19 protein-coding genes and 1 pseudogene are annotated in these 25,219 nt (G+C 71.0%); 12 read left to right on the top strand and 8 right to left on the bottom strand.

The window, feature by feature from the left end:
- Positions 1-4: 4 nt before the first annotated feature.
- Complete coding sequence (locus FHU36_RS05015; RefSeq protein WP_185082612.1) at positions 5-3,700, bottom strand: Ig-like domain-containing protein; 3,696 nt, start codon at positions 3,698-3,700, stop codon at positions 5-7.
- Between the two features lie 572 nt (positions 3,701-4,272).
- Positions 4,273-4,407 (bottom strand): hypothetical protein, encoded by a 135-nt coding sequence (locus FHU36_RS45480; RefSeq protein ID WP_281394155.1) that lies wholly within the window; start codon positions 4,405-4,407, stop codon positions 4,273-4,275.
- Positions 4,408-5,159: 752 nt separating this feature from the next.
- Between FHU36_RS45480 and FHU36_RS05010 the strand changes: the two are divergent.
- Both FHU36_RS05010 and leuA read left to right on the top strand, forming a co-directional pair.
- Positions 5,160-5,745 (top strand): annotated as a pseudogene (locus FHU36_RS05010) (N(G),N(G)-dimethylarginine dimethylaminohydrolase); the annotation flags it as partial.
- A gap of 163 nt (positions 5,746-5,908) precedes the next feature.
- Positions 5,909-7,615: a 2-isopropylmalate synthase gene (gene leuA, locus FHU36_RS05005; protein ID WP_185082610.1), complete on the top strand. Its 1,707-nt coding sequence runs from the start codon at positions 5,909-5,911 to the stop codon at positions 7,613-7,615.
- A gap of 133 nt (positions 7,616-7,748) precedes the next feature.
- Here leuA and FHU36_RS05000 read toward each other — a convergent pair whose 3' ends face one another.
- From FHU36_RS05000 to FHU36_RS04990, 3 genes are read right to left on the bottom strand one after another with little or no spacing between them, the layout of a single operon-like run.
- The gene (locus tag FHU36_RS05000) at positions 7,749-8,339 is read right to left on the bottom strand and encodes a hypothetical protein (protein ID WP_185082609.1); all 591 of its coding nucleotides are present in this window, start codon (positions 8,337-8,339) and stop codon (positions 7,749-7,751) included.
- Complete coding sequence (locus FHU36_RS04995) at positions 8,336-10,540, bottom strand: hypothetical protein (protein ID WP_185082608.1); 2,205 nt, start codon at positions 10,538-10,540, stop codon at positions 8,336-8,338. The genes FHU36_RS05000 and FHU36_RS04995 overlap by 4 nt, the downstream gene beginning before the upstream one ends.
- The gene (locus tag FHU36_RS04990) at positions 10,537-10,779 is read right to left on the bottom strand and encodes a hypothetical protein (protein ID WP_185082607.1); all 243 of its coding nucleotides are present in this window, start codon (positions 10,777-10,779) and stop codon (positions 10,537-10,539) included. The genes FHU36_RS04995 and FHU36_RS04990 overlap by 4 nt, the downstream gene beginning before the upstream one ends.
- Positions 10,780-10,955: 176 nt before the next feature.
- Here FHU36_RS04990 and FHU36_RS04985 point away from each other — a divergent pair, with 176 nt between their 5' ends.
- Genes FHU36_RS04985 through FHU36_RS04975 form a run of 3 tightly spaced genes read left to right on the top strand, consistent with a single transcriptional unit; the run spans position 10,956 to position 15,464 of the window.
- Positions 10,956-12,353: an MFS transporter gene (locus FHU36_RS04985; RefSeq protein ID WP_185082606.1), complete on the top strand. Its 1,398-nt coding sequence runs from the start codon at positions 10,956-10,958 to the stop codon at positions 12,351-12,353.
- Complete coding sequence (locus FHU36_RS04980; protein ID WP_185082605.1) at positions 12,350-14,857, top strand: PEP/pyruvate-binding domain-containing protein; 2,508 nt, start codon at positions 12,350-12,352, stop codon at positions 14,855-14,857. The genes FHU36_RS04985 and FHU36_RS04980 overlap by 4 nt, the downstream gene beginning before the upstream one ends.
- 10 nt (positions 14,858-14,867) lie before the next feature.
- Positions 14,868-15,464 carry a TetR/AcrR family transcriptional regulator gene (locus FHU36_RS04975; RefSeq protein WP_185082604.1) on the top strand — a complete coding sequence of 199 codons (597 nt, stop codon included), beginning with the start codon at positions 14,868-14,870 and terminating at the stop codon, positions 15,462-15,464.
- On the opposite strand, the gene FHU36_RS04970 is transcribed toward FHU36_RS04975, so the two are convergent.
- Positions 15,458-16,156: a TetR/AcrR family transcriptional regulator gene (locus FHU36_RS04970; RefSeq protein ID WP_185082603.1), complete on the bottom strand. Its 699-nt coding sequence runs from the start codon at positions 16,154-16,156 to the stop codon at positions 15,458-15,460. The two genes, FHU36_RS04975 and FHU36_RS04970, sit on opposite strands and share 7 nt — an antisense overlap.
- Before the next feature lie 117 nt (positions 16,157-16,273).
- Between FHU36_RS04970 and FHU36_RS04965 the strand changes: the two genes are divergently transcribed.
- Genes FHU36_RS04965 through FHU36_RS04955 form a run of 3 tightly spaced genes read left to right on the top strand, consistent with a single transcriptional unit; the run spans position 16,274 to position 18,425 of the window.
- A complete protein-coding gene (locus FHU36_RS04965) occupies positions 16,274-16,627 on the top strand; it encodes a YrdB family protein (RefSeq protein ID WP_185082602.1) in 354 nt (117 codons plus the stop codon).
- Positions 16,628-16,629: 2 nt separating this feature from the next.
- Positions 16,630-17,541, top strand: a complete 912-nt coding sequence (locus FHU36_RS04960; protein ID WP_185082601.1) for an NAD-dependent epimerase/dehydratase family protein — start codon at positions 16,630-16,632, stop codon at positions 17,539-17,541.
- Positions 17,538-18,425 carry a Gfo/Idh/MocA family protein gene (locus tag FHU36_RS04955; RefSeq protein WP_185082600.1) on the top strand — a complete coding sequence of 296 codons (888 nt, stop codon included), beginning with the start codon at positions 17,538-17,540 and terminating at the stop codon, positions 18,423-18,425. Before FHU36_RS04960 ends, FHU36_RS04955 begins: the two co-directional genes overlap by 4 nt.
- Positions 18,426-18,449: 24 nt before the next feature.
- On the opposite strand, the gene FHU36_RS04950 is transcribed toward FHU36_RS04955, so the two are convergent.
- Positions 18,450-19,274 carry a trypsin-like serine peptidase gene (locus tag FHU36_RS04950; protein WP_185082599.1) on the bottom strand — a complete coding sequence of 275 codons (825 nt, stop codon included), beginning with the start codon at positions 19,272-19,274 and terminating at the stop codon, positions 18,450-18,452.
- Positions 19,275-19,448: 174 nt separating this feature from the next.
- A complete protein-coding gene (locus FHU36_RS04945; protein ID WP_185082598.1) occupies positions 19,449-20,726 on the bottom strand; it encodes a Glu/Leu/Phe/Val family dehydrogenase in 1,278 nt (425 codons plus the stop codon).
- 233 nt (positions 20,727-20,959) lie between these two features.
- Between FHU36_RS04945 and FHU36_RS04940 the strand changes: the two genes are divergently transcribed.
- Genes FHU36_RS04940 through FHU36_RS04925 form a run of 4 tightly spaced genes read left to right on the top strand, consistent with a single transcriptional unit; the run spans position 20,960 to position 25,193 of the window.
- Positions 20,960-22,507, top strand: coding sequence for an alkaline phosphatase D family protein (locus FHU36_RS04940; protein ID WP_185082597.1), 1,548 nt, complete (start codon positions 20,960-20,962; stop codon positions 22,505-22,507).
- Between the two features lie 20 nt (positions 22,508-22,527).
- Positions 22,528-23,244 carry a class I SAM-dependent methyltransferase gene (locus FHU36_RS04935; protein ID WP_185082596.1) on the top strand — a complete coding sequence of 239 codons (717 nt, stop codon included), beginning with the start codon at positions 22,528-22,530 and terminating at the stop codon, positions 23,242-23,244.
- A 43-nt stretch (positions 23,245-23,287) separates the two neighbouring features.
- On the top strand, positions 23,288-23,899 hold the full coding sequence (locus tag FHU36_RS04930) for an RNA polymerase sigma factor (RefSeq protein ID WP_185082595.1): 612 nt from the start codon (positions 23,288-23,290) through the stop codon (positions 23,897-23,899).
- Entirely contained in the window at positions 23,892-25,193 is a 1,302-nt protein-coding gene (locus tag FHU36_RS04925) for a CU044_5270 family protein (RefSeq protein WP_185082594.1), read from the top strand. Before FHU36_RS04930 ends, FHU36_RS04925 begins: the two co-directional genes overlap by 8 nt.
- The last annotated feature ends 26 nt before the right edge of the window (positions 25,194-25,219 follow it).

Here is a 25,219-nt window from a genome sequence, read left to right as displayed (position 1 = left end):
CTAACTAGTTGGCGACTGATGGAGTCCCGCAGAGCTGCGCCCGCGCGGGAACCGGGTCGCCGGACGGCGGAGAGGCGAACCTGTTACGGAACTTATCGCTGTACAGCACTCTGTCGGCATGGTAATAGCGCTTGAGATACAGGCCGGCCTTCTCATTGTCGTTGGCCCGGATCGGGCAGAAGGACCATTCGCCATAGAAGTGTGAAGTCCCGTCGGGGGCGAGGGTGCGCTGGCGAGTCGATGCGAATGGATACTCGTCGCACTGCTTCGGATAGTCGCCTGACGACGGGTACCCGGGCCACATCCTGCTGCACTTCACATACGTGGCGTCCTGGTTCGAGCCTGCCTGCTTCTCCTTCTCCCTATGCAGGTAACCGGTATCACGAGAGGGCGGGATGTCACACCCAGCGATGTCCTTCACGGGGTTGTCCGGCCAGGTCTGCGCGTCAGGGTCCAGGCACGCGTTCCAATAGTGCTGGTACGCCTGGGTGATGTCCCACGTCTTGGTGCCGGCCTTGTTCGTGACCAGGGGTTTCCAGTGGACGGCGGGCTTGGTCTTGTAGAAGACACAGCCGCCGGCCTTATAGTCGGACTCCACCGCGCTGTCGCAGCGGATGATGTTGCCCACGAGCCACTTGTCGGTGCCGGTGATGTACTTGGTGTGGCGCGAGATGCCAAGGGCCTTGACGGGCCAGTCCGGGAAGTTGGCGTACGGCTTGATGCTGGTGAAACTCACCAGCTCGTCATTTGCGACGTATTCCTTGACGCCGTTGGCTCCGTCCAGCCATTCGGTGATGCGCTTCGTGGACGCCTTGCCATGCGGACATCTGAAGCGGAAGGTCGCCCGGCCGTCGGTGATCCAGCTGCTGATGAGCGCCGTACGGTGATTCTGGACCGCCTGGCCGCCCCGGGAAGTGATGTGCTCGCATCTGGTCTTGTTGCCGATGTCCATGCCCAGGGTCAGCTTCTTGCCGGGCGGCATATTCCCGTACGTGCTTTGGTTATAGACGAAGGCTTCGACCACGATATCGCGAGCCGTGTCGCCCTTGGGCTGGTCACGGCCTTCGACACCGTTGAACGTGTATCCGATGAGCATGACATCGGCCTTGTAGTATTCCGCCGGCTCCGGGATGCAGGGAGTCGTGTTCCCCAGACATTTCCCGGACGAGTAGTAAGCATCGAGTTTGCCCATCTGGCACCAGCTGAAGCGGTTCATCACCCAACCTTGGGGCCGCCCGGCCAGATTGGCCCTTTCCGCGCACCTCGCCGGCGTCATGCGGTCGAACATTCCGGAAGCCTTCGGGGGGACGTTCGGCATGTCCGGCAGAGCTGCCGCCGACCTCGTCTGCCCCCGCTTGGCGCTCAAGGGAGGTTCGCCGCTACAGGCCCCTAGATCCTCCCACGCGGCATGGACCCCGGGTTCCTGCCCACGGGAGTCCTGCGTGGCCTCCCACATGTGGCCGTTCCACGTGACCTGTTCGCCGACGTAGTAAGGAGCGAACATGCTCCACTCGTAGGCGGTGCACGGAGGATCAGTGGGCGGCTGCCCGGAGCACGCGCCGAGGTCTTCCCAGAACTCGCCCGCCGTCGGCTCGACGCCTTCGTCGACCCAGTCGGCGATCACCCGCCAGGTGTGGCCGAGATAGGTGACCTCGTCTCCGTACGAGTACCCCAGAGCGGGGTTCCATGCTTTTGCGGTGCACGCGGGCACCGGGTCCGGATCGGGCTCGCCACCGCAGGGGCCGAGATCCAGCCAGAAGCCCAGTTCGCTCCCCGGCTCGCCGAGCCAGCCGGAGGCCTGAGCCTCCCAGGTGTGTCCTTCGTAGGTCACCCTGTCACCGTAGTCGTACGACGTGTCCTCGTACGGAGGCGCCGTGCAGGCAGGAACGTCCGCCGCGGTGGTGAACGTCCATGAATAAGGGGCCGTCATCACGTTGCCCGCGGCATCTTTGGCGCCGCTGACCTCAGCCGTGTAGGACTCCTGAGGGTCCAGCCGCTGGCCGGGCGTGAAAGTCCAGCCTGCGGGCGTGTGGCCATCCGACACCGTCCCCGGCACCGGAGTTCCCGCCGCGTCCTTCACGGTGAGCTGGACGTCGGTCACTCCCTCGTTGAAGAGCACGGACACGGCAGAGGCGGAGCCGTCGGTGGCATCCTTCTCCGGATCGGTTCTGACGACCGCCGGAGGCGTGGTGTCCGGAGACGGATTGTCCACGACGGGGTCACCTTCGATGGCTCCCTCCATCGTGATGTCATGGACATCCGAAGAGGCATCCTTCTCCTCGACAGCCTGCTCGTCGGACACGTCCTCCGCTACCGGCTGAGTTTCGCTGGCCCGGCCCAGGTCCGGATCGGCCACTATCGCCTCGGCGGCAGTCCGGTCCGTGATTCCCGGCTCGTCCGGCGTGAACCAGCCCACGGCGCCGACCTCCGGATCGGGCGCATCGTATTCGACGAACAGCACAGGCCCCCGGCCGTCGGTCCCGGCCCATTCGCTGCTCAGGTACTCACGGTAGTTCGAAGGGCCGCTGCTGTCGCCGTATGCGGCGATCTGCAGACCGTAGTTGGGGGCGCCGCCGGCCCATTCGCGCACGATGTCCTCGATGCTGTAGTACAGCTCCTGGGACAGGTTCGGGCAGTACACGTAGGTGTCGCCTGCTTTCCGGATGCGGCCGACTCCGCCACCTTTGACGGCCTGGCCGTCGGTGGTGACGGAAGGCTGCTGGTCCCAGCGCAGATTGACGGAACTCGTGGAGCTCAGCGTCCAGTTGCTGGTGACCCGCCGGACCGCTATCTGCGGCGTTTCTGGCCCGCCGCAGTGCGTGGTGATGTAGTTCCAGGGCCGTACGTCGGCATTGATGATGGGCCTGCCGTACCACGGCGCGTTACTGAGGTCGTACTTCAGGTAGGAGCGGTAGATGTAGTACGCGCTCTCGCCGTCGAAATTGTTGCGGCCGGCCACGAAAGCGTCCATGTACTGCTGGGCGCTGCCGGTCTTGTAACGCGGGTCGTTGCTGACGAAGGTGTCCGTCGGGAATCCTGCCCCGTACCAAGGGGTGGGATTGGCCAGCAATGTCACCGGATAGGTGGTCCCTGGATCAGCCAGAAACTCGCCGTCGGGCCGATAGACAAGGTCGGTGCCCTCCAGCTTGGTTTCCACGTTGCTGATGTTGCCGCTCGTGACCGAGGTCGTCGCTGTCGCGTCCAGCAGCAGAGCCGGTGTGATGTCGGCGACCTTTTCGCCGTCGAGCAGCACCTCGGCGGTATTATTCGACTTGGCGCGGTATTTGAGCCCCGCATTACCATCGATGGAAAGCCGGAGGACGAGTTCCGAGGACGGTCGCTGCTTGATGACTATCTTCTGCCGAATACCGGTACTCGTCACCTCCATCACGAGGTCGATGCCTTCGCCGTAGGCGTCGGCGTAGGTCGCCTTGTTGCCGGATAGTGCCGGTGCGGGCAGTTCGGCGTCGACCGCGATCTGTGCTTGGCCCTTCGCCGTTCTGACCCGTAACAGGCCGGACTCGCCGCCGCCGGCCAGTCGCACCTCGTCCTTGAGCGCCTTCGGTTTGATGATGTTTCCGTGCCGGACTAAAGTAGTGTCGATCGCCTGCCAGCTTCTATTGGCTCCCTTGAATCGGATGGGGGCTGGATGGACATACGTGCCGACCGTCTTTCCGTCCGGATTGGCGACGGTGGTCATGTTCTCGGTGTGCATACTCGGGATCTCGACCTGCTTTCCCTGTTTCCTCGCCTGCGTTTTGGCGGCGTCAAGGTAACCGGGGGGCGGAGCGGCAGGGCCGGATAGAGGCGAACTTGGGGCCGGTGTCGGGGCGGCGGCAGAAGCGGCGCCGGGTAACGCCACCAGAAGTGAGGCTGTCAGGCTGAGTGCCACGGCGAGCGCAGCACGGGGACGCCCTCGGCGAAGCTTTCTCACTGGAGGTAAAGGTGTGTTCACATGGTCCATTCCGGTAGCGGGTGGACGAAACAGAATGATCATTACATAAGAAGAAGATAGAGCAAGATCGATCATGCAACGGAAAGGATGCGCTCCGTAATGGCGAGGGATGACGTTCGGCTAGCGCATCGTCAAGATGCTGAGGTCGGTGACGCTGCCGGACCAGTCGCCGGGTTCGCCGGGCTGGGCGGGGATGAAGAAGTCGTACACTGGGGCATTCGCTGCTGTGCGCGCTGGGGGCGGTGGAGTTAGGGCCGAGGACGACGGCGAGCAGGGCGGGGGCGGCTGGGGCGGGCCGGTCGCACGGCCCGCACTGGTCAGAGAGGGAGCTCCGGGCCGAAAGACATGAGCAGCTCGACCGCTGCGCTCGTGGTGTACTCGCCGGTCGCGATGGCAACCTGGAGGTCTTCGGCGAGGCCTTCGATCGAGATGGTGCGGCGGTACTTGGGCATGTTGTCTCCTGGGGGCTTGCCTGCGGTTTCGGTGTGAGCCGAGGCGTCACAGGCCCCCTACTCACATGTAAAGTCGTAGGTCACCTTTACTATTGGCAAGTGGGTGGGGCGGGAATGGGCGCTCACCGCGCCCCCGTGGGCCTGGCTTGACCGGGGCGGTTTTCGGGACATGCCGTCATCCGGCCACCCCACCCGCCTTGCCTGCTCAGATGAGGTGCGACACGTCCGCGTGGCAGCAATCCGTGACGGTCGCGCCTTCGCTGTTCCCGAGCGTGGTGACGGGCGGGTCGATGCCGTCGCACACCGGGCAGACCTTGACCCAGCCGCGCCCCGGCTCGGCCGCCTCCTCGGGGTCTCAGCCTCCTCGATCACGTCCCCGAACCTCTGCATGTTCGGGCCCATCATCATCCCGTACGGGCTACCCCACGTGCCGCATGCCGCCCATGTGCCGCATGCCGCCGCCCAGACCCGGACGGTTGGGGTGCCGCCCGACCCGGAGTGGCGAGCGCGAGGGGTTGCGGGCCTCCGGCCGAGCCCGCCGAGCCGATCGAGCGCGCCGAGCCGGCGGCCGAGCGGGTCGAGGCGTTGGAGTTCACGCAGTCGCACCCGTGGCTCGGCCACCCCTCCTCGACCCGGCCGCGGACGGCACCCCGACCCCGCTCGCCACCATGTTCCTCAAGCGCGGGCAACGCCTGTTCGTATTCGGCCGGCCACGGCCACGGCGATGTGATCGAGGCGTGGACGTACGACGGGACGCCGATCCGGCCGACGACCTGCCGGACGCGCCGTTCGTCGAGGACGCGGTCGTGGTGTGCGGGCGGCTGGCCGTACTGACCAGGCCCGGCGCGCCCGAGCGGCGGCCGGAGGTGGACTCGGTCGAGCGGGCGGTGCGGGAGCTCGGGCTGACGGCGGTGCGGATCGCCGCTCCGGGCACGCTCGACGGACGTGTTGCAGACGGGCCCCACCGTGTACGTGGGGCGGTCGTCGCGGACCAACGACGAGGGCATCGCCCAGCTCGCCGTGCTGCTGCCCGAGCGGGAGGTCGTCCCCGTCGGCCTCGACGGCGTGCTGCACCTGAAGTCGGCCGTCACCGCCCTGCCCGACGGCACGCTCATCGGCGACCCGTCCCGGGTGGACCTGCCCGGCCTGTTCGCGCCCGCCGAGGAGGCCGGGGCGCACGTCGTGCCGCTCGGCGGCGACCGCGTGCTGATGGCGGCCTCCGCTCCCGCGACCGCCGCGATGCTCCGCGAGCGCGGGCTCGACGTGACCGCGGTGGACATCTCGGAGTTCGAGAAGCTGGAAGGCTGTGTCACCTGCCTGTCGGTTCTCATCATGTGAGACCTGGAACGGGGTGGCGCGAGACGTCTGGTAGCGTGCAAGGGTGCTGCGCGGACTCCTCCTTAGCCGCCGCGGCGGGGGCCTGTAAGGCCGGCTCCCTCGCCGCGGGGCGAAGTCATGCGCGTCGGCCGCTTTTCCTGAGACCGACGAGGAGTCACAGACCATGACCGCTCAGCAGCCCAGTTCGATGCCCTTTCATCGCTACCAGCCGTTCGAGCCCATCCGGTTGACCGACCGCACCTGGCCCGACCAGGTCATCACCAGGGCGCCGCGCTGGTGCGCCGTGGACCTGCGCGACGGCAACCAGGCGCTGATCGACCCGATGGACTCCCACCGCAAGCTCCAGATGTTCGACCTGCTGGTACGGATGGGCTTCAAGGAGATCGAGGTCGGCTTCCCGGCGGCCAGCCAGACCGACTACGACTTCGTCCGCCAGATCATCGAAGAGAACCGCATCCCCGACGACGTGGTCATCCAGGTGCTGACCCAGGCCCGGCCCGAGCTGATCGAGCGCACCTTCGAGTCGCTGGACGGCGCCAAGCAGGCCATCGTCCATCTCTACAACTCCACCTCCACCCTGCAGCGGCGCGTCGTGTTCGGCCAGGACAAGGAGGGCATCACGGCGATCGCCGTCGAGGGCGCCAAGCTGGTCAAGAAGCTCGCCGACGCCAGCGACGTGGACATCCGCTTCCAGTACTCCCCGGAGTCCTTCACCGGCACCGAGCTGGAGTACGCCGTCGAGGTGTGCGACGCCGTCAACGAGGTGTGGCAGCCCACCCCCGACCGCAAGGTCATCGTCAACCTGCCGGCCACGGTCGAGATGGCCACGCCCAACATCTACGCCGACCAGATCGAGTGGATGCACCGCAACCTGCGCCACCGCGACTCGATCATCCTGTCGCTGCACCCGCACAACGACCGGGGCAGCGCCGTGGCCGCCGCCGAGCTGGGCTACATGGCCGGGGCCGACCGCATCGAGGGCTGCCTGTTCGGCAACGGCGAGCGCACCGGCAACGTCTGCCTGGTCACCCTGGGCATGAACCTGTTCTCCCAGGGCATCGACCCCGAGCTCGACCTCAGTGACATCGACGAGATCCGCCGCGTCACCGAATACTGCAACCAACTGCCCGTGCACCCGCGCCACCCGTGGGGCGGCGAGCTGGTCTACACCGCCTTCTCCGGTTCCCACCAGGACGCCATCAAGAAGGGCTTCGAGCACCTGGAGCGCGACGCCGCCGAGGCCGGTGTTCCGGTGGACGACTTCCGCTGGGCGGTGCCCTACCTGCCGATCGACCCCAAGGACATCGGCCGCAGCTACGAGGCCGTCATCCGGGTCAACAGCCAGTCGGGCAAGGGTGGCGTCGCCTACATCATGAAGGCCGACCACCAGCTCGACCTGCCGCGCCGGCTGCAGATCGAGTTCTCCAAGGCCGTCCAGGCCCACACCGACGCCGAGGGCGGCGAGATCAGCCCGGCGCGGATGTACGAGATCTTCCGCGACGAGTACCTCCCCAACCCGGCCAACCGCTGGGGCCGCCTCAGCCTCATGGCCCACCGCCACGAGTCCGTGGCCGACGACCAGGACCGCATCAGCGCCGACGTCCGCGTCGACGGCGAGATCCGCGAGATCACCGGCACCGGCAACGGCCCGATCTCCGCGTTCGTCGACGCGATCTCCCGGCTCGGCTTCCCGGTCCGCGTGCTCGACTACGTGGAGCACGCGATGAGCACGGGCGCCGACGCCCGGGCCGCCTCCTACCTGGAGTGCGAGATCGACGGGCAGGTGCTGTGGGGCGTGGGCGTCGACGCCAACACCACCACGGCCTCACTCAAGGCCGTCATCTCGGCGGTCAACCGCGCCTCCCGCTGACCCGCACAGCCAGCCCCTCCGGCCGGCCCGGCACGACCTGCCGGACTCCGGCCACCCGGCGCTCGCCCACAAGGCCGCCCGCCACCCACTCGACCGCGCTCCGCGACCCGGCGGAGGCGCGGTCGTGCGGTTTCTACGGGCCGGGCGTGCAGTCGTACAGCTCGCCGTAGCGTTTCTGGGCGATACGCATGAGCGCGATCAGATCCTTGATGGCGTCTCGACCCATGGCCACCTGGGGCAGGAAAATGTCGATCAGTCGTTCTTTGCCTCCGCACTGGAACTTGGCACTCACTTGGTAGGGCTGGTCGCCGGATGGTGGGTCCGATAGGTGGGCGGCCATGCCCTCACCGAGCTCGGTGGGAAGCACGACGCCATCGTGACGGCTGTAGACCTCGCGCCTGTCGTTCAGAAGGAAACTCAGGTGCTCGCGAGTCATCCCAGAGCCCTCCTGCATCCACCACACCTCCAAGGACAGCGAAGTCGTGTCAGAAGTTCGGCAGTCACCGTTCCTTTCATCGCCGTCGGTCTCCCCGGCGAGTGGTCCGGTCACGCCACTGACGAGGCGGAACGCCTGCTCCGGGATGAGCGAGCAAACGTATGGTGCGGAATCCACGACGGGCTGGAGAACGGGGCTCGGTGTGGAGATGATGCCAGGCTCCACTGTGCAGGCCACGGTCAGCAAGCCGACGGCGGCCAGAGCTTTGGGGAGACGGGCTCGTCTCATCTGCCACCTTCAGAAGAGGAGGGGACTTCGAGGCCGAGATAGTCGTTCACGTCACTGGTTGTGCGGAAGGTCTTTCTGAATTCGTTGAACAGTGCGTTGCTTCCACCTGCTCTACGGGTCCATTCGAGGAACTTGCTGTATTCCTGCGGAGTCATCTCGACGAAGGGCTTCAGGGTCGGCGGGGTCCCTTGTGCGAATGGCTGCTGGTCCAGACTCAGGTCGTCGAGCATGCCCTTGTTCAGCATGGCAGTGGCGAGCATCTGCTCTGCCAGCCGGTCCACGGCCAGCCGATTGTCCGCCAGCATTCGGGAGCTCGTGTCCAAGTACCGCCCGTGTGATATCCGCTGCGCGGTCTGCCTGGCGATCTCGTCGTACGCGGCCCCGGCGAGCTTGTCGTACCCGGTGCTGATCAACTCACCGAAGGCTCCGGTGGCCAGTTCGCCCACCTGCCTGGCTCCCGGCATGGGGAGGAGGCCCAGCGCGTTGCCCACCATGTTCTTCAACGACTCGTCCGCCTTCTTGTCGTCCAGTCCTTGAGCGATGAGCACCTGGCGACGGATCTCCACGATGTGACTGAAGGGGCGGGCTTCCACCGAGGTGCGGTCCTCGAGGAACGTCATGACGTCATCCTTGCTGACCCGCCCATCGCCATCCATGTCGAACCTTTTGACGTCGGCCTTGGTGAAGCCGAGCCGCGCTGCGTTGGAGGCGTCGAGGCCCACTGGAGGGACGGTGTCGAGCGCCGCTCGCATGTGTTCGGTCTGCGCCCTCATCAGCGACTCGAAGCCGGCGTCGTGGGAGGTGGCCAGTGCCAGGGCGTAGGACATGTCCTCGGCTGCGGCCTTGCCGAAGGTGGCGTGGTTCAGGAGGAGCCGGGAGAGCTCGTCGATGTTGGCGGAGATGGCGCGGGCCAGGGGGTAGCTGAGGGGGGTGTACCGGTCGAACCGGTCTCTGTTCTTGATCTCCAGGTTGCCGTCTGCGGATCTGCCGAAGGCGCCGCGGACCTCGTCGGCGAGGATCTTCGTCAGCTCGGCGGCGAGTCGCTTGGAGGTCGCGTCCTGGCCGGCCGTCGCGGTGACCAGCAGGTCGTTGAAAGGTGCGTAGTCGTCCAGGTAGCGGGAGGCGCCCCAGCGGGTCGTCAGCAGGTAGTCGAGCACGGACTCCTTCCACCCGGCCGGGGTGTGGGCCAGCAGGGCGTGGGAGGCCTCCCGGCTGGACCTGGCCGCGTGGAAGAGGTCGTCCACCAGGGATGACCTGCCCTGGGTGCCGGGAGCGCCCGCGTGGGTTCCCGGTCTCAGGAGGGTGCCGAGGCCGAGGGAGCCGGCCAGGTCCATGATCGGGATCTGATCCGCCTTGAAGACCCGGCCCAGCGGGTCCTTGGTCGCCGCCCATGCGTCCTTGCGCTGCTCGTGCTCGTAGGCGATCACGTCGCGCCCGACGACTTCCATGAACTCCTCGGAGTACGGCGTCTTCCCGTCGTGGGCGCGCCAGATGAGAGCCTGGGCCTGGTAGCCGGAGTACGTCGTGTCGCCGGCCCGGTGCTGGGCCCGGCCCTGGTGTGCCAGGTCCTTGAGGAAGGCGTCGCCCCTGTAGGCGGGGCTCCTGGGGTCGGTCCCGTTCGCCAGGGCCGTGCTCAGCAGGCGCAGGGCCCGCCCGCCCGCGGCCGAGAGCAGGGCCACGCGGTCGGAGTCGCCATGAGATCTGGCCTCGCGCAGGTGTGCCGCCAGTGAGCCGGGCAGGCGCGTCACACCCTGCGCGCCCAGCGTGCCCAGGAACGCCTTGACGAACTCGGCGTCGCCGGTCCGCGAGGTGTACTTCTCCAGCTCGGCCAGCGCCTTCGCGTCCCCGTCCGCGGCCTTGCCGGCGGCGCGGCCCGCCAGGGTGCCGTCCAGCAGGCCCTGGGCGGCGTCCAGGCCGTCGGGCGCCTCCAGGAAGCTGCCGGCGGGCGTGCTCCGGCCGAAGGTGACCTGCTGCCGCTGGAGCTCGTGGACGAGCTTCTGCCGCCGCCGCAGGTCCTCGGCCTGGGTGGTGACCCGTCCGGCCAGTTCGCGCAGCCGTACCGCCGGGGAGGTGTCGAGCCCGGCGCTGCGCAGCTCGCCGTGCAGGGCCCGCGCCAGCTCCTCCAGCCGCCTGGCCGCCTCGGCGTGTTTGCCGGCCATCGCGTCGAAGGCGGGCTGCCTCACCCCGGTGAACTCGGTCATGGCCGCTCCGGGAGCGACGCCAGCCTCCGGTCGGCGCTGTGGACGGCCTGCGTGAGCAGGTCGCGCAGCTCGCGCTGGTCGGCACGGAGCCGGGCGCCGAATCGGGCGCCCGCCGGTCCCACCCACACGTCGTCGTCCATCAGGCGGCAGGACGTGTCGAGCGCCCACCGGTGCTCGTCCGACAGCCGCCGGATACGCTCCGCCACGGCCCGCATCGCTTCGCGATCGAGGTCAGCCACAACGATCCCCTCGTAGATCAGATGGCGGCGTCCCCACGGTAATCACGATCACGGTGACAGAACAAGCTTGATGCCGGTGACGGCATGAGTTTCCTCCACGATAGTGAACGTTGCGTTTCTAAGAGGTGAAGCGTACTCTGCTTAGAGAACGAATCGTTCTCTAAGGGAGGTGGGCGATGCGGGCGGTCCTGCCGGGGCTGCTGCTGGCGATGCTGCTGGGCGCGCTCGACCAGACGGTCATGGCGCCGGCGCTGCCCGCGGCGGCCGGCGATCTGGGCGGGCTCGACCAGATGTCCGCCGTGGTCACCGCCTATCTGGTGGCCGCCACCGTCGTGATGCCGGTGTACGGCAAGCTCGGCGACCGGTTCGGCCGCAAACCGGTGATGCAGGCGGCGATCGTGATCTTCGTGGCCGGTGCCGTGCTGTGCGGACTGGCGGGCGACATGGGGCAGTTCGTGGCGTTCCGTGCGGTGCAGGGCGTCGGCGGCGGCGGGCTGATGATCGGGGCACAGGCGATCATCGGGGAGCTGGTGAGCCCCCGCGAGCGGGGCCGCTACCTGGGCCTCATAGGCGCCGCCTACGTCGTCGCCGCGGTCGGCGGGCCGCTGTGGGGCGGGCTCGCCGTCGACCGGCTCGACTGGCGGTGGATCTTCGCCGTGTACCCGCCGCTCGGCCTGGTGGCGCTGGTCCTGCTCACGGTCACCCTGCGGTTGCCCGCGCCATCCGCCGAGCGGGGCCGCGCGCCGGTCGACTACCTGGGGGCGCTCACCCTGGCCGTCGCCGTGGTGGGGATCGTGCTGCTGGGGCAGACGCGGGAGCCGGCCTTCCTCGCCGTGGCCGCCGCCGGCGCGCTCGCCTGGCTGGTGAGCGCGCGCCGCGCGGCCGACCCGATCCTGCCGCTGCGCCTCTTCCGCGACCGGGCCTTCGCCGTGCCGGTGGCGATCAGCCTGCTCATCGGGTTCGCGCTGTTCGGCACCATCACGTACCTGCCCGCTTACCTGCAGATCGCGCTGGGCTCGTCCGCCACGCAGGCGGGGCTGCTGGTGACCGCGCTGATGGCGGGCGTGCTGGTCACCACGGTCGTCTCCGGCCGGCTCATCACCCGCACCGGCCGCTACAAGCCCTACCCGGTCGCCGGCACCGCGCTCGCCACGGCGGGCCTCGGGCTGCTGGCCTTCGCCGACGGCGCCGGGGCGGCGGCCATCGCGGGCGTGATGCTGCTGATCGGCCTCGGTGTGGGGCTCGTCATGCAGGTCGTGGTCACGGCCGCGCAGAACGCCGTCGGCCACGCCGACCTGGGCACCGCGACGTCGACGGTGACGTTCCTGCGGCAGGTGGGCGCCTCCGCCGGGGTGGCGCTCACCGGCGCGCTGATCACCTGGAGGACGGCCGGCGACGTCTCCGCGGCGGACCCTGCCGCCGGGCTGCCGGACGGGGTGCGGGCCGCCTTCGCCGAGGCCGTCCCGCCCGTCCTCGGGGCCATGGCGCCGCTGATGGCCGTCGCCTTCGTCCTCGCGCTGGCCCTGCCGGCGCGTCCACTCCGCACCACCGCGTACGTCGAGGAGCACGCATGACACTCGTCGCCCCCCTGCCCGCCTTCGGCCGGGCCGACCTCGCCGAGGCCGGCGGCAAGGCCGCCAATCTGGGCGAGCTCGCGCGCAACGGCTTCCCCGTCCCGGACGGCTTCGTCGTCACCACCGCCGCCTACGAGCGGGCCGTCGCCGAGCACGGCGACCCCGGCCACCTGGCGCGGGCGCCGCTCCGTGACGAGCTGCGCGCGGCCGTCGCCGCCGCCTACGCCGCGCTCGGCGGCGGGCCGGTCGCCGTGCGGTCCAGCGCCACCGCCGAGGACCTGCCGGGCGCCGCGTTCGCCGGGCAGCAGGACACCTATCTCAACGTCGTGGGGGAGGAGGCACTGGCCGACGCCGTGCGCCGGTGCTGGGCGTCGCTGGGGAACGAGCGCGCCGTCGCCTACCGGCGCAGGCTCGGAATCGCCGACGCGGACGTCCGCATCGCGGTGGTCGTGCAGCGCATGGTGGAGGCGGAGACGGCAGGGGTGATGTTCACCGCCGACCCGGTCAGCGGTGACCGCTCGCGGATCGTGGTCGACGCGAGCACCGGCCTCGGGGAGGCGGTCGTCTCGGGTCTCGTCACCCCCGACCACTACGTCCTGGACACCGGGGGCGACACCGTCTCCCACACGCCGGGCCGCCGTGAGGTGGTCATCCGCTCCGCTCCCGGTGGCGGCGTCATCCGCGAGAGCGGCCGGGTCGCCACGGGCGCCACCCCGCCGGCCGCGGACTCCGCCCTGCCGGACGGGGGAGCTTCGGCGGACGGGAGGGCGCCGGCGGACGGGGGAGCCCTGCCGGGCGCGGTGCTGCGTGAGCTGGCCCGGCTGGGCGCCGAGGTCGCGGCCCACTTCGGCCGGCCCCAGGACATCGAGTGGGCGTGCGCGGGCGGCCGGGTGTGGCTGCTGCAGGCCCGCCCCATGACCGCCCTGCCGCCGCCCCCGGTCGGGCGGCTCGGCCCGGTGCGGCGCCGCCTCGGCTCGGTGCTCACCGAGTACGTGCCCGTCCGGCCCTACCCGATCGACGCCAGCACCTGGCTCCCGTACGGCCCGGCGGGGCTGATGGCCCAGGTGGTGGCGACGTTCGGCATCCACGGCGCCTTCGAGGGCTTCCTGCGGGAGGAGGACGGCGTCGTCTACGGGCTGGTGCCGCCGCGTCCGCGGCCCTCGGCCGGCCTGCTCGCCGCGCCGTTCCGGATCGCCGCCAGGGCCCGGAGGTACGACCCGGCTCGCTGGACCGGCGACGCCCGCTTTCGACGCGTCATGGCCGGCACCCGGGAGCTGGCCGGGCGCGACCTGGCCGCCATGCCGTGGCCCGAGCTGGTCCGCATGCCGAGGCGGGTGCTCGACGTGGTGCGGCCGGTGGCCGGGTTGCGCTCCGACTATCTGCCGGGCGCCGGAGTCGCGCTGCTGCGGCTGCGGGTGTCGCTCGCCCTGCTCGGCGCCGTGCCGCTGTTCGGTGAGCTGATCTCCGGCGCCCGCACCCGCACCGGCGACGCCAACAGGGCGCTGGAGGAGCTGGCGGAGGAGGCGAGGCGGACCGGCGCACTCGACGCCGACCCGCTGCCCGCCTCCTTCGCCGCCCGGCTGGAGGCGTTCCTCGCCGAGTACGGCCACCGCGAGACCGCGAGCCCGCTCCTCGTCACCCCGCCGACCTGGGCCGACGCCCCGGAGACGGTGCTCGGCATGATCAGGATGCTGGCGGCCGGGCCCCCCGCCGGTGCGCAGACCGGGACCGCCGGCGCGCTCGACCGGTTGCTGGCGCGTCCCCGGTTGCGCCGCTCGCCCGCCAGGCGGGCCAGGATGTTGCGCCGGGTCGAGGCGGCCCGCGCGGGGGTCGCCTTCCGGGAGGACAGCCACTTCTTCTTCACCATGCCGCTGCCCGTCCTGCGCCGGTCGCTGCTCGAACTAGGCCGCAGGCTGCGGGACGCGGGCGTGCTCGACGAGCCCGAGGACGTCTTCCACCTGCGGCTGGAGGAGCTCGAAGCGGTCGGCGACCTGGCCACGGCCGGCCGGGAGCACCTCGACCGGTTGCGGGCGACGGCGCTGGCCAGGGCGGCCAAGCGGGAGGAACTGGCGGGCGTGCGGCTGATCGACCCGGCGGCCGTGTTCCCGCCGCGCCCGGCTGAGGGGGCGCTGGTGTCCGGGACGCCCGCGAGCGGCGGGCGGGCCACCGGGCCGGTGAAGGTCATCCGCGACCCTGCCCGGTTCGGCGACCTCGCCCCCGGCGACGTGCTCGTCTGCCCCTACACCAACCCGTCGTGGACGCCGCTGTTCCAGCGGGCCGCCGCCGTGGTGGTGGACACGGGCGGCAGCGCCTCGCACGCCGCGATCGTGGCCAGGGAGTACGGCATCCCCGCCGTCATGGGCACCGGCGGCGGCACCTCGGTCCTGGCGGACGGCCTGCTGGTGGCCGTGGACGGCGACACGGGCCACGTGTTCGCCGCATCGGGGGACGACCACCGGACCCGCGCCGCGGCCGCGGGGCAGGCCGGGCCGAAGGCTCCGTAGGATTCCTGGCATGGTCACCGACCACCGCAAGCTGCCCCGCCGCCGGGGCGACGCGCTCAACGCCGCGATCTTCCAGGCGACGCTCGACGAGCTGGCCGAGACCGGCTACGCCCGGCTCACCATGGAGGGGGTGGCCGAGCGGGCCCGGGCCGGCAAGGCGTCCCTCTACCGGCGCTGGCCCACCCGCGCCGAGCTGGTCATGGACGCCGTCTACCACGTGCTCCCGGCCCTGTCCTCGGTGCCCGACACGGGAACGCTGCGCGGTGACGTCCTGGCGACGCTGCGCGGGACGGCCCGGGCGCTCGCGGGGCCGGCGGGCGAGGCGCTGCGCGGGCTGCTCAGCGAGGCGCTGGCCGACGAGGCGCGGGCGGCCACGTTCCGGCAGCGTTCACACGGGCTGGGCCGCAAGATGATGGAGGAGATCGCCCGCCGCGCGGTCGAGCGCGGCGAGATCGAGGCGGGCGCGGTGACGCCGCGCCGCCTCGACGCCGGGCAGGCGCTGCTCAGGCAGCATTTCCTGTTCTCGGGCCCGCCCATCCCGGACGACCTGCTGGTCGAGATCGTCGATGAGGTCGTCGTCCCGCTGCTGAAGTCCGCGGCTCACTGAGCGAGGCCGAGCAGGCCCGCCAGCATGCGCACGGAGTGGTCGAAGGCGGCCTTCCTGTCCTCGATCGTGTTCTCGAACTGGCCGAACACCTCGAAGTTGACCCACCCGTAGAGCCAGGTCCACGCGGTGAGCCCGCGCAGCACCAGGTCCTCGGGCACGCCCGGCATGAGCTTGGACAGCCGCGCCGCCTCGGCGGCTGCGGCCGGTGAGGGCGGCGGGGCCACATCCGGCGGGGCCAGCGCGCCGGCGTGGAAGGCATCAGTCACCAGGCGGCCGAACACCGCGACGTCGCGCAGCCGGGCCGCCACCGTGTCCTGCGGCGCCTGGTAGCCGGGCACCGGGGAGCCGTACAGCAGCGTGTACTCGTGCGGATGCGCCAGCGCCCAGTCGCGCACCGCGTGGCAGACGGCCGACCACCTGCGCGTGAAGTCATCCGAAGCGCCGGCGGCGTCGGCCCGCTCGACGGCCTCGCCGAGCGCGTTGTAGCCGTCGATGATCAGTGTGGTCAGCAGGTCGTCACGGCTCGGGAAGTAGCGGTAGATGGCCGAGGAGACCATGCCCATCTCGCGGGCCACGGCCCGCAGCGACAGGCCGCCCGCGCCCTCCGTGGCGAGCTGCCGCCGGGCGATGTCGGCGATCTCCCTGGTCAGCTCGGCTCTGACTCGTTCTCTCGCGGTACGGCTCGCTGTCATGCCCAGCACGCTACCAGAGCGGTGAAAAGAATCGAGAGCACCGCTCTTGACGAGAACCGCTCTCTTGGGAGAGCATTGCTCTCGTAAGCGAACGGCAGTCACTACTGGAGGTCGGTAATGCTCGGCATCGCCAAGGGGGCCAACATGGCCCTGATGTTCGTCCTGGAGCTGAGCGTGCTGGCCTCAGCGGGCTACTGGGGATTCACGGTGAGCCCCCACTGGGCGATCAAGCTGCTGGCCGGGCTGGGCGCGCCGGCGCTGTTCGTGGCCGCCTGGGCGCTGTTCGGCGCCGGCGGCGGCGCGAACGCCGTCTTCCCGCTGACCGGCCTGGCCCGAGCCGCGCTGGAGATCGTCTGGTTCGGCGGCGGGGCGCTCGCCCTCTACGCCGCCGGCAGCGCGTTCCCGGCCGCCGTACTCGCCGTCGCCTTCGTCGTCAACGCGGTCCTCCGCATCGTCTGGAAGCAGGTCTGATCATGGGTAAGCACGTCGTCGTGGGTTCCGGCCAGGTCGGTACGCACCTGGCCACCAAGCTCCTCGCCCAGGGCCACGAGGTCACCGTCGTGACCAGGTCCGGCAACGGCCCCGCCGGGGCCACCCGGGTGGCGGCGGACGTCGCCGACCGGCGCCGGCTGACCGAGATCACCGCGGGCGCCGACACCCTCTACAACTGCGTCAACCCGCAGTACCACCGCTGGCTCACCGACTGGCCGCCGATGGCCGAGTCGTTCCTGGCCACCGCCGAGGCGACCGGCGCCGTGCTGGTCATCCTGGGCAACCTCTACCCGTACGGCCCGGTCACCGGCCCCATGACCGAGGACCTGCCGCTCGCCTCCACCAGCCCCAAGGCCCAGGTCCGGGCGAAGATATGGGTCGACGCGCTGGCCGCGCACGAGGCCGGGCGGATCAGGGTGACCGAGGTGCGCGGCTCCGACTACTTCGGCCCCGGCGCCACCGATCAGTCCTACCTCGGCGACCGCTTCCTCGCGCCGCTGCGCGCCGGGAAGACGATCCAGGTCCCGTGGCCCACCGACATGCCGCACAGCTGGACGTACCTGCCGGACGTCGCCGACGCGCTCATCGTCGCCGGCGCGGACGAGCGGGCCTGGGGACGGCCGTGGCACGTGCCCACCACCGACCCGGTCAGCTTCCGGCAACTCGGCGAGCGGATGGCGGCGATCCTCGGCAAGCCGGCGCCCCGGATGGTGCAGCTTCCCTGGCCGCTGGTGCGCACGCTCGGACTGTTCTCGCCGATGCTCGGGGAACTGAGGCACGTCCGCTACCAGTTCGTCGCGCCGTACGTGCTCGACTCGTCGGAGTTCCAGGAGACGTTCGGCGTCCGGCCGACGCCCCTGGACGTGGCGCTGAAGGCTACGCTCGCCTCATGAGGATCGCCGTGATCGGCCTGGGCGACATCGCGGAGAAGGCATACCTTCCCGTGCTCGCCGCCCAGCCAGGGCTCGACCTGCACCTGTGCACCCGTGACCGCGCCAGGCTCGACCGGCTCGCCGACGCCTACCGGGTGGCCGGCCGGTCCACCTCGGTGGAGGAGGTCGTCAAGGCCGGGGTCGAGGCCGCGTTCGTGCACGCCGCCACCTCCGCCCACCGCGAGGTGGTCGAGCCGCTGCTCAGGGCGGGCGTGCACGTCTACATCGACAAGCCGATCGCCGACAACCTGGCCGACAGCGAGCACCTCGTCCGGCTGGCCCGGGCCGAGCGCAGGTCGCTCATGGTGGGCTTCAACCGCCGCTACGCCCCCGGCTACGTGGGCCTGGCCGCCCTGCCCCGCCACCTCCTGCTCATGCAGAAGAACCGCGCCGGCCACCCCGAGCGGGCCCGCCGGGTGGTGTTCGACGACTTCATCCACGTGGTCGACACGTTGCGCTTCCTCGCTCCGGGTGAGGTCACCGGCGTCCGGTTCCGCACCCGCGTCCGCGACGGCCTGCTGGAGCACGTCGTGCTGGAGCTGTCGGGTGACGGCTTCACCGCGATCGGCGTGATGAACCGGATGAGCGGCGCGAGCGAGGAGAGCTGCGAGGCCATGGGCGACGGCGTCAAGCGCCGCGTGGTCAACCTCGGCGACGTCGTCGACTACGCGGGCGGCGAGACCTTCACCCGGCGCCCCGACTGGGTGCCGGTCGCCCGGCAGCGCGGCATCGAGCAGATCTGCCTGGAGTTCCTCGACGCCGTGCGCGAGGACCGGCTGCTCGGCGCCGACGACGCGCTGGTCACCCACGCGATCTGCGAGGACATCGTCGCCGGGGCGTCCTGACCGGCGCAGGGCGCCGACGGCCCGTCAGAGGGGCGACCTGAGCCGCATCCAGCGGTCCGAGGCGGCCAGCATCCGGCCGAACACCCGCCCGCTGAGCCGCGTCAGCACGGTGAACCCCCGCCGGTCGCCCAGCGGGCTGGACGAGGACACCACCCCGGCCACCGCCCCCTCGTGCAGGGCGGGCCCGCCGCTGCCGCCGGCCGGGGCATGGCAGTTGCGGGTGACCAGCAGCCCGGGCCCCCGGCCGACCGCCTCGTCCGCGTCGCCGAGGCAGCGGTAGAGCCGCGTCCCCGGATACCGCTTGCCGGCCGGGTATCCCAGCAGTTCCAGGCCGCGCAGCGAGGTGCCGCGCGCCGTGCGCAGCGGCCGCAGCCCCGGTCCGGTCGCCGCCTCCAGCGGCTCCTCGCGCGGGGCCACCCCCACCAGGCCGATGTCGTACGGGAGCAGGTCGGCGGAGTACGGCCGGTCGCGCCAGCGCGGGGGCACCCAGGTCCGCACGGCCGGCCAGACACCGAGCGGCGTCCGCCCCCGGTCGAACCCGGGCAGGAACACCACCTGCCGCAGCCATCTGCCCTTGTCGTGCAGGCAGTGGGCCGCCGTCAGCACCAGGCTCCGGCTGCGCGACCCGATCACCGTGCCGCCGCACATCACCACGTCGCCGCTGACCGGGTCGTGGGCCATGAGCACCCCGGTCAGCCGCTGCTCCTGGGTGTGCGGGCGGGGGACCGGCGCGTATCCCAGCCGGTCGCCGCCGGGCGTCAGCACCCGGTGCTCGGGTACGGAACGCTCGGCCAGCCCGGTGAGGCCGGACGGGGAGAGCAGGGTGAGGGACAGCACCAACCTGAGCACGCTGCCACTCTAGATGCCCAAGATCACCGCCCTGACCTGCGACACCTTCGTTTACCCAACTTGTGCGCGGGTGGTTCGCCGGACGTCAGCGGCGCTCGCGCCGGCGGTCGGCGACGCGACTCGCCGTTCCGCCCGCCGGGGCGTACCCCCTGCGGAGTACGCCCCGGCGGGCGGTCACGGGTAGAGGCCGCGCATGCGGTGCGCGTCGGCCACCCGGCCGACCCCGATGGCGTGGGCCGCCTGCCGCAGCGTGAGGCCGCGGTCCGTCGCGAGCGACCGCACCTCGTCGTAGGCGCTCTGCATCAGGTCGCGCAGCTTCAGCTCGACCTCCTGGGCGCTCCAGGAGTAGGCCTGCATGTTCTGCACCCACTCCAGGTAGGACACGATCACCCCGCCGGCGTTGGCCAGGATGTCGGGCACGACCGTCGCGCCGTTCGCGGCCAGGATCTCGTCCGCCTCCGGCGTGGTGGGGCCGTTGGCGCCCTCCACGATCAGCCGGGCGCGCACCCGGGGCGCGTTCGCCTCGGTGATCACGTTCTCCAGGGCGGCAGGCACGAGCAGGTCGACGTCCTGCTCGACCAGCTCGTCGCGCTCCATGGCGTCGGCGTCGCGGTAGCCGTGCACGCCGCCCGACTCGGTGACCCACGCGCGCAGCGCGGCGACGTCGAGGCCGCTGGAGGCGTGCACCGCGCCGGTGGCGTCGGAGACGGCGACCACCGTGCAGCCCGCGTCGGCGAGGTACTGCGCGGCGAGCGCGCCCACCTTGCCGAAGCCCTGCACCGCGACGGTCACGCCCTCGGGCGAGCGGCCGAGCGCGGCCAGGGCGGCGATCTGGACGCCGCGCGAGGTGGCGCCGGCGCGGCCGAGCGAGCCGCCCAGCGTCATCGGCTTGCCGGTGACCACGCCGGGCACCGAGTAGCCGGCGTTGACGCTGTAGGTGTCCATGATCCAGGCCATGGTCTGCTCGTCGGTGCCGACGTCGGGGGCCGGGATGTCCTTCTCCGGGCCGATCAGCGGCAGGATCTCGTTGACGTAGCGGCGGGTCAGCCGTTCGAGCTCGCGGGTGGTCAGCGTGGCCGGGTCCACGGCGACGCCGCCCTTGGCGCCGCCGTACGGGATGCCGACCAGCGCGCACTTCCACGTCATCCACATCGCGAGCGCGGTGACCTCGTCCAGGTCGGTGCTCGGATGGAAGCGGATGCCGCCCTTGGCGGGGCCGCGCGAGATGTTGTGCTGCACCCGGAAGCCCTGGACGACGTCGAGCCGGCCGTTCTCACGGCGGACGGGCACGGACACGGTCAGCGACCGGCGCGGCGTGGCGAGCATCGCGCGCAGCCCGTCGTCGAGCCCGAGGTACCCGGCGGCCTGGTGGAGCTGGTGCAGGGCGGAATCGAGGGCCTGGCGGCCCGGGGGGATCAGGGCCGGCGTCTTTGACGGCACCATGATGGTCATGGAAGGAATTCCTCCTGGTATGAACGCCCGGCAAACGAGATAGGCGCCATTGCCTACCCCTTCGGGCGTCTTGTCACGATGATCCTATTACGAGGTGTTTTGTGGCACCGATGGATTTCGTGAAAAGGATCTGCTGTCATCGATCCAACCCGGTGACCGATGCGCTTGGCTACGTGCCACTCTGGCAGGCTTGAGATCCGGAGTGTGCCGAACTGTCGAATCTGGAGGTGCGGATGCCCGCACTGGTGATCGGGCCCATGCTGCGCTACGTCGACACATCGAGCGCCTCCGTCTGGGTGGAGACGGGCGAGCCGTGCACCGTCGCCGTGGTGGCCGACGGGCGCAGGTGCGAGTCGCGCACGTTCACCGTGCACGGGCACCACTACGCCGTGGTCGACCTGACCGGCCTGACGGAGGACGTCGCCGCGTACGCGGTGGAGCTGGACGGCGAGCAGGTGTGGCCGCTGCCGGACCGCCCTCCGAGCCGCATCCGCCTGCTGCCCGCCGACGGGCCGCGCACGATGGCGTTCGGCTCGTGCCGGACCAGCGTGCCCCACGACACCCCCCACGTGCTGACCCACGGCGAGGACGTGCTGCGCACCTACGGCGCCCACCTCATGACGGCGGGCGACGAGGAGTGGCCCGACCTGCTGCTCCTGCTCGGCGACCAGGTGTACGCCGACAACCCGTCCCCCGAGATGCTGGAGTTCATCCACCAGCGCCGCGACACCGAGCCGCGCAACGAGATCGCCGACTACGAGGAGTACGCCGAGCTCTACCGGCGGGCGTGGACCGACCCCGAGATCAGGTGGCTGCTGTCCACCGTGCCCACGGCGATGATCTTCGACGACCACGACCTGCGCGACGACTGGAACACCTCCCAGAGCTGGCGCGAGCAGATGGCCGCGACGAGCTGGTGGCGCCGCCGGGTGATCTCGGGGCTCGGCGCGTACTGGGTCTACCAGCACCTGGGCAACCTGTCGCCGGCCGAGCGCGCGGACGACCCGCTGCTGCGCACGCTGATGCAGGGCGGCGGCGCCGACGCGCTCGACAACTTCGCCGAGAAGGCCGACGCCGACCCCAGCAGCAACCGGTGGAGCTACTCCCGCGACCTCGGCCACACCCGCCTCATCGTGGTAGACACCCGCTGCGCCCGCCAGCTCACCCCCGGCGACCGGCGGATGCTGGACGCGGGGGAGTGGGAGTGGCTGGTCGAGGAGGTCTCCAAGCCCGCCGAACGGCTCGTGATCGGCTCCTCGATCCCGTTCATGCTGCCCGAGGGCGTCCACTACGTGCAGAACTGGAACGAGGCCCTGTGCGACGGCGCCTGGGGCAGGCTCGTGCAGCGGTTGTCGGAGACGTTCAGGCAGGCCGTCGACCTGGAGCACTGGGCGGCCTTCCGGCGCTCGTTCGACGATCTGGCCCGGCTGCTCGCCGGGCTCGGCAAGCCGGTGGTGCTGCTGTCGGGCGATGTCCACTACTCCTACGTGGCAAAGGCCCGCGGCAGCGAGGTCTGGCAGGTGGTCTGCTCGCCGATCCGCAACCCGCTCAGCCCGGTGCTGCGCTGGGCCAACGTCCTCACCCAGTTCGGCGTGGCCACCGTCGTCGGCGGGCTGCTGGCCCGGCTGGCCAGGCTGCCCAGACCCCCGTTCCGCTGGCGGGTGACGCACGGGCCGTGGTTCCAGAACGCCGTGGCGAAGCTCACCTTCCCCGACGGCGCCACCTGGTACGAATCGTCGAGCGGCCAACTCAAACAAATCGATACGATCCGCCTCACCTGACCCGCTATCGTGCGGCAGTTGTGACCAACGACCAGTATTCCGTCGCCGTCCCGTTCTACGACCTGTGGCACGAGGACGGCCACGTGCGTGAGATCCGCGAGCTGCTCCCGCCGCTGCTCCACGGCGTGCGGGGCGCCGTCCTGGAGATCGGCGCGGGCACCGGCCTGATCACCGAGCTCATCGCGCGGGAGACGCGCGGTGAGATCTTCGCCGTGGAGCCGTCACCCGGCATGCGCTCGGTGCTGCTGTCCCGCCTGGCCGCCCGCCCCGACCTGCTCGCCCGGGTGACCGTGCTGCCGCAGGACGCGCTGAGCGTGGACCTCGCCGAGCCCGTCGAGGTCGTCGTGATGATCGCCGTGCTGAACGGCTTCACCCCGCAGGACCGCGAGCGGCTCTGGCCCGCGCTCGCCCGCCGGCTCCGGCCGGGCGGCCTGCTGCTGCTCAACCACCGTGACCGGCCGATGCCCGTCCCCGGCGAACCGGAGCTCATGGGTTCCTACCGGGTCGGCCGGCACCACTACGAGATCCTCGGTCAGGTGCTGGAGGCCGGCGGCGAACGGGTCACGTCCCGTTTCCGCTACCGGATCAGGCAGGGGGACCACCTGATCAGCGAGGACGAGGTCGTCACCGAGTCCCACCGCGTCCCGGCCGCCCGGCTCGAGGCGGAGCTGGAGGCCGCCGGGTTCGTCCCGGACACCGCCCCCGACGGCATGCGGGCCTGGCGGCTGGCGAAATAGGCGGAACCGGTCCTGCCCGTGCGGCCAACAACAGGGTGACCGCATGAGAGAGGACCGGCACGTGGTGAGTGTTCGGGCATTACCTGAAACGCTGGACGACTCGGTGCTGATCGAGCGTTCACTGAGCGACCCGGAGAGTTTCGCGTCGCTGTTCGACCGGCACGCCGAGGAGATCCACCGGTACGCCGCCCGGCGCCTCGGAGCGGAGCTGGCCGACGACGTGACGGGGGAGGTGTTCCTCGCCGCCTTCCGGGGCCGGGCGCGCTACGACCGCTCCTGGCCGGACTCCCGGCCGTGGCTGTACGGGATCGCCACCAAGGTCGTCGCCCAGCACCGCCGGGCCGAACGGCGGCGCAACCACGCGCTGTCCAAGGTGAGCGCCGAACGGCCCGGCACGTTCGACGAGCGCAGCGCCGACCGGGTCACCGCCGAGCAGCTCCAGCCGAAGCTGGCCAGGGCGCTGACCAGGCTGAGCGCGGCCGAGCGCGACCTGCTGCTCCTGGTCGCCTGGGCCGACCTCACCTACGAGGAGGCGGCCGTCGCGCTGGGCGTGCCCGTCGGCACGGTCCGGTCCCGGCTGCACCGGCTCCGCGTGAAGCTACGCAGAGCCCTCGGCGCCGCCAACCCCTTCGCAGAGGAGTCCCAGCATGGATGACGAGATCCGCGTCTTCGCGGCCGGCCGGCCCGCCGCTCCGCCGTACTCCGACGAAGCACGCGCGCGGGCCCGCGACCGGCTGCTGCGCGAGGCGCGCGGGCAGGCGCGCGGGCAGGGCGGCCTGCGCCGGCCACGGCTGGGCCGGTTCCGGCCGGGCTGGCAGGCCGTGGCCGCGTTCGGGATCACGGTCACCCTGGTCGGGGGCGTGGCCGTGGCCCTGTCGGGGCAGCGCACAGGTCCCGACGCGGCCACGTCCGTGACCCGGGCCGACGACGCCTTTCCCGAACTGCACCCTAGACCGGGCCAGTTCGTCCTGGTGGAGTCGGACACCATGTACGCGTCGCTCACGATCCACGAGGGCGGCGAGACCCGCCACCTCCGCCGCTCGCACCGCAAGATCTGGCAGTCGGTGGACGGGAGCGCCGACGGCCTCCTGGTGATCGAGGGCCGCGAGCCGAAGCCCTACCCAGGCGAGACGGAACTGCCGAAGGACGCCACGAACTGGCGCGGCTCCGACTGGGTCACGCTGGCCTTCTGCCCGCGGGTCGAGGCGGTGTACAGGGACTCCTTCGCCTACCTGAGCACGCTGCCCGCCGAGCCCGCCGCGATGCGCGAGCAGCTCTACCGGGAACAGTCGCGACCGTCCACCGAGGAAGAGTCCGACCTGCGGGCCTTCAGGGTCGCCGCCGAGATGCTCCGCGAGGGCTACCTGCCCAGGGCGCAACGTGAGGCCCTGTACGAGGCGGTCAGGACGATCGACGGGGTGACCGAGGTGGAGGGGGTCGCGGACTCCGCCGGGCGGCGCGGCGTGGCACTCGGCCTGACCGAGGCGCGGCTGGGCGTCCGGGAGGAGATCATCTTCGATCCGGTGACGCGCATGATGCTGGGCGAGCGGGCGACGGTCGTGGACGAGTCGGTCGCCAAGGCCCCGAAGGGCGGCGTCGTGGCCCACACGGCCCAGCTGAAGGTCTCGGTCGTGGAGGAGGTGCCCGAGCCTCCGGCCGGGACCCCGCGCAGCGAGTGCATGCCCTCGCCGAGCAAGGCCCCGTCGGCGCAGCCCACCGCCCCGTCGGACACGCCGGCCGCCGTCCGGCCCAGCACGCCGCTGCCGGACGCCCCGGACGCCGCCCGCCCCACCACCCTGCCCGCGGACGCCACGGGAACGCCGGACGGCCCGTCACCGGCCGCGCCGACCCCGGACGTCACGCAGGGCCCGGCCTCGATCGCTCCCACCCCGGGAGTCACGGACGGCCCGGTCCAGCGCGCCACGCCGTCCAGCGTGCCGGCCTCCTGACGGGCGGGCACCCTCGGCGAGGGCCG

It is taken from the genome of Nonomuraea muscovyensis (assembly GCF_014207745.1).
Lineage (GTDB): Bacteria > Actinomycetota > Actinomycetes > Streptosporangiales > Streptosporangiaceae > Nonomuraea > Nonomuraea muscovyensis.
Note: the sequence above shows the minus strand (reverse complement) of the source record. Positions and strands in the feature narration are given on the sequence as shown.